The following is a 3,108-nucleotide window of genomic DNA, read 5'->3' on the forward strand; positions in this document are numbered from 1 at the left end:
AGTTAAATAGGGGTAAAACAGTAGCCTAAGCTGTCATCCCTCTTAGCAGGAATTGCTAACAGGGTGACAACTATGGCTCAAAGCTTGACAGGGGCTGCTTTTCAACTCAGTCACATCTGGAAAAATTAGCCCAAAAATCTTGCGGTCAACAACGAATTCATGAGACTTGTAGCTACTGGTACTTGACAATAGTATCAATAAAGTCCAAAAATCGGTGCATTTTTTTTCAAAAGCGCTGTGGTACAACACATACTGTACAAGGGTTTCAGCAACACTTGTCACCCGTCAGGGGAAGAGAACAATACAAATTGTTAAGTGCAGAAACTTATCAGTTCTTTTTTGCAATGAAAAAATATATTATCAAATTTACAACTATTGTCATCTATCCGAAGACAGATTAAGCATTCATGTTAGACATCAACGGTCTGTTTGACGAAGGCTTTTACCTAGCCCAAAACCCAGATGTAGCCCAGGCAGTTGCCCGTGGCGGATTCGCTAATGGCTTGGATCACTTCAATCGATTTGGTAAATTTGAACGTCGCGATCCGAGTGCTTTATTTGATACAGGTTTTTATTTGGAGTTGTATTCAGATGTCGCCGCTGCGGTGAATAATCCCCAACTCAGTGCGATCGATCACTTTGTCAATTTCGGGCAAAAGGAAGGACGTGACCCAATTCCAGAGTTTGTCAATGGCTTCTATTTGCAAAGCAGCCCAGACGTGGCAGCAGCAGTCGCGGCGACAGCGGCAGCGCCAGACCCCTTGACCAGCTATCAACATTTTGTGCAGTTCGGTCAGTATGAAAATCGCAACCCTGGCCCAGACTTCGAGACTGGTTTTTATTTGCAAAAGTACCCGGATGTGGCGGCAGCGGTCAGACCCCGTGGTTTGAGCGCGATCGAGCACTACATTGAATTTGGTTTGGAAGAGGGACGTACTAGCGATCGCCCAGACCCCGACGAAGACCTCAGCCTTGCCAGCGGCTTGGGCAACCTTAAAGGTACCAGAAGTGTTAGCGATGAAGTCGGCAATGGAGACGAAGAAGATCTTTACGGCTTTACTTTGGATACCACCAGTGCTGTCAACATATCCCTCAACGGTTTAAGCAGCGATGCTCAGCTAGAACTAATTTCAGACATCAATGAAGATGGCGAACTCGATCGCGATGACATTCTCGCCGAATCCGATGCCGCAGGTACAAATCCTGAAGTACTCAACCTGAGTGCAGTCGATCCGGGTACCTACTATGTAAGGGTTTTGCAGGCATCAGGCAGCACCAAATACACCATGAACGTATCGGCAGCAGCTACAGCAGACCCGTCAAATCGACCCATACCCCCGCAGCCAGAAGGTTTTAATTACTACTTCGGACGCGGTTTGGTTAATGTCCGAGCGGCATTGGCACAGGCTACCGGAACAGAAGTAACTGCTGCCGCCAAACTCACCGAAGAAGATGGCCGAAATTTCGGCGATTTGAACTTGATCGATGCCGAGACAGCTTACGCTAGAGGTATTACAGGCAAAGGCATTGTCGTAGCCGTTTTGGATGAAGGCGTTTCCCTAAATCACCCAGACCTCAAAGATAATATCTGGAAGAACACCAGAGAAGTGGCCGGAAACAGAATCGATGATGACGGGAATGGCTATATTGATGATGTCAACGGCTGGGACTTTGTAGCTAACGATAATGACCCCAACCCAGGCAAAGAAGACGATACTCACGGCACTCACGTAGCCGGAACGATCGCTGCCTCCAGAAATGGTACAGGAACCACTGGAGTTGCCTACGAAGCCCAGATCATGCCGCTGCGAGTGTTGGGCAAACCGGGCGGAGGTAAAGATTCCCAAATTATCGCTGCTATGAATTACGCCATCAACAATGGGGCGAAAGTAATTAACATGAGCTTGGGTGACGATCCGGGAACAAATGGGCCAGATCAAAATAGCGACTACGTACAGGTGCTGGGCTTAGCTCGCGAACGCGGCGTAGTAGTGGCGATCGCAGCTGGAAATGAAAAGGCAAAGCTGAACGCAGTTCAACCGGGCGAACCTGCCTTCCAATCAGCTATCCCGTTCAGTCAGGATCTTGCTGCTAGCGGTTTGGCGATCGCTGTTGGCGCAGTCGATCGCAACCGAAAAGTGGCCGACTTCTCCAACCCAGTCGGCGCTACGGGTAGGTCTTATCCTTTTATATCCGCTCCAGGAGTTGATGTGATCTCCACGGTGAAAAACCGAGGCTATGAGACCAGTGATGGCACATCAATGGCAACACCCCATATTTCCGGTGTCGCTGCTCTCTTGCTGCAAGCAAATCCCAACTTGAGCGTGCAACAAATCCAAGACATTCTCACCGGAACAGCTAATCCCACGGGAATTACCGTTTGATTTAATTTGGGTTAAACTACGCCAGATTATATTTGAAATGGGGAAATGAAAAGATGGATAAATTTAACTATCTCGACATTCCTCATTTCCACATAAAATTAATTTATGACTGCTGAGGATATAGTGACAAATTTTATTGAAATTTACGATAATGCCTTAGATGCAGATATTTGCCATCAGATTATCGAAAAGTTTGAAACCAGCGACAAGATAGTGCGCGGACGCACAGGACAAGGTGTCGATTTAAATAAAAAAGATAGCTACGACCTTACGATCACAGGTCTTTATGAATGGAGAAATCTTCATAGCTTGGTTGTAACTAATACATTCGCATATCTGAAACAATATCTGCGGAAGTACATTTTTGCCCTCGTCGGCGCGATATCTCCTGGAATACTCGATCCGATTTCCGGCAAAGTTGTCACCCTCACTCACGAAAATTTTGCACAATACGAGGCGTTATGGATGGATGAAACCATCCAAAAAATTTATCGACCTTCTTGGATCAACGTCCAAAAGTATATAAAAGGTATGGGAGGTTATCACCATTGGCATTCTGAAATTTACCCCCACCCTCGTGAAGCGGATGACGAACCGCTGCGGCGAGTTCTATTTTTTCAGTACTATTTGAACACCGTAAATGAAGGTGGGGAAACAGAATTTTTTTACCAAAATTTGAAAGTGAAGCCTCAACAAGGAAGACTTGCGATCGCTCCTGCTGGGT

2 protein-coding genes are annotated in these 3,108 nt (G+C 46.5%); both read left to right on the forward strand.

Features of this window, described 5'->3' with window-relative positions:
• The first annotated feature begins 407 nt into the window (after nucleotides 1-407).
• Entirely contained in the window at nucleotides 408-2,384 is a 1,977-nt protein-coding gene (locus H6S82_RS26420) for a S8 family serine peptidase (RefSeq protein ID WP_190464995.1), read from the forward strand.
• Between the two features lie 105 nt (nucleotides 2,385-2,489).
• The coding region (locus H6S82_RS26425; RefSeq protein WP_191056970.1) for a 2OG-Fe(II) oxygenase at nucleotides 2,490-3,108 on the forward strand (619 nt) is incomplete at its 3' end.

The organism is Planktothrix sp. FACHB-1355, assembly GCF_014748295.1.
Lineage (GTDB): Bacteria > Cyanobacteriota > Cyanobacteriia > Cyanobacteriales > Aerosakkonemataceae > Aerosakkonema > Aerosakkonema funiforme_A.

Excerpts from the sequence above, each read along its gene's own strand:
- H6S82_RS26420 (WP_190464995.1), top strand. The coding sequence starts at position 408 with ATGTTAGACATCAACGGTCTGTTTGACGAAGGCTTTTACCTAGCCCAA.